Origin of the sequence: Methylomonas koyamae (assembly GCF_006483455.1) — a bacterium.
Lineage (GTDB): Bacteria > Pseudomonadota > Gammaproteobacteria > Methylococcales > Methylomonadaceae > Methylomonas > Methylomonas koyamae_B.
Genome location: NZ_PPPU01000089.1, coordinates 1 through 1,533 on the forward strand (window position 1 = coordinate 1; position 1,533 = coordinate 1,533).

The following is a 1,533-nucleotide window of genomic DNA, read 5'->3' on the forward strand; positions in this document are numbered from 1 at the left end:
ATTTTGGCGAATTCCTCGACATCGTTCAGCGCGAACCGGTGCGGGTGACACGTCACGACCGCGTGGTTGGTGTAATGGTCAGCGCGGAAGACTACGAAGCCATGCGGGCCTTTTATGCCGACCGCTTGCGTAAAACCATGGACGAAACCGCCGATGCAGCCGAGAAGGCCGGTATGACACCGGAAATCCTCGAACAATTGCTGGCGGATGAAAGCTGAAAACTCAGGACTCATCGCTGTCGTCGACACCAACGTCTGGATCAGCAGTTTCCTGAGCAAAACCGGCGCACCGGCGTCAGTGATTCGCCAACTGGTCAGCCAAGGCAAGCCGGTGTTTTCAGTGGCCACTTATGCCGAGTTGCAGGATCGTTTGTGGCGACCCAAGTTCGATCGCTACCTGAGCATTGAACACCGCAAGCAATTGCTGCGCGATGTTGATGCGGTAGCGCACTGGGTAAGTGTTCCTCCTGAGATCGAACAACAAACCTTTTCCCGTGATCCGGACGACAACAAATTCATTCACACGGCTCTGGCCGCCAATGCGCCTTGGCTGGTGACGGGCGATCAGGATTTATTGGTGTTGGCCGAGGAATTGAAGCTCTTGGGTGTAACCATCCTGTCACCCGCCGATGCTTTGATACAGGCCGATTTTTTAACCCGGCGGATTCTAAAGCGAAGTGCAATACCTCGATTTTAAAGAATACGAACGCCCGCAAAGATTACTTAAAGCGCGCCTTTGGAATGTTTCGACAAGCTATTGGCGAAGCTGAGCCGGAAGAGGAATTGACAGGCAAGATGCGGCTAAATCAAAGAGGCTACACCATGCCACCAGAGCGCGAATTCGAGTGGTAAAAATACCATGAAAACCATCGACATCAGTGATTTCCCGGTGATGGCTGGTAGATGCCCAACTTGCCCATTTCACGAGCAAAATGAGGGGCAGAGGGAAATTGCAAACATGGTTAGGGAGCGCTGTGTTACTGCTGCATCGCAAATTTGCCATCACCCGCGATTGCACGGAAAGGAGGAGACTCATTTATGCCGCGGTGCCAGAGATTTTCAATTGCAAATTTTCCACCGATTGGGGGTGATCGATGAACCGACCGATCAAGCCTGGGACAGAGCGAAGCCGGTCGATGTTCTTCAGCGAAGAGGAGATGACTGCGGCCGTATCTGACCTTAGAGCGATGGGATCAGCGGCGATCAAAATATTGGCCGAGTCCGTTGAGCGTGGGGAGATCAAAAGAAAATCACTATCTCAGGCAGTGAAAAAGTTGGAGTTGGAGGGATTTGTCAGGGTTTTTAGCGAAGGCCCATTTTCTGAGGAATTCATAATTCGACCGACCCTTATCGGCGAGGATGCGGTTGCGGAGGTGCTGGGATATGACTAATGCAGGCCGCGGAAGAAAATTGGTCACCTGTTTGGTAAACTAGGGAAACGCTGAACAAATCTTAATGAGATGAATCTATCAGGCTTACTTGTTCATAGCCAGCTATTTAGCTTCCAGCCGCGCGAAAACATCCTCGGCGGGGA

At 51.8% G+C, this 1,533-nt stretch carries 3 protein-coding genes; all 3 read left to right on the forward strand.

Features of this window, described 5'->3' with window-relative positions:
* Positions 1-218, forward strand: a 218-nt coding sequence (locus C2U68_RS21010; RefSeq protein ID WP_140914425.1) for a type II toxin-antitoxin system prevent-host-death family antitoxin, incomplete at its 5' end; no start/stop codon positions are given.
* On the forward strand, positions 208-696 hold the full coding sequence (locus C2U68_RS21015) for a putative toxin-antitoxin system toxin component, PIN family (RefSeq protein ID WP_064023693.1): 489 nt from the start codon (positions 208-210) through the stop codon (positions 694-696). The genes C2U68_RS21010 and C2U68_RS21015, both read left to right, overlap by 11 nt.
* 439 nt (positions 697-1,135) lie before the next feature.
* The gene (locus tag C2U68_RS21020) at positions 1,136-1,390 is read left to right on the forward strand and encodes a hypothetical protein (protein ID WP_064023692.1); all 255 of its coding nucleotides are present in this window, start codon (positions 1,136-1,138) and stop codon (positions 1,388-1,390) included.
* Positions 1,391-1,533 lie beyond the last annotated feature (143 nt).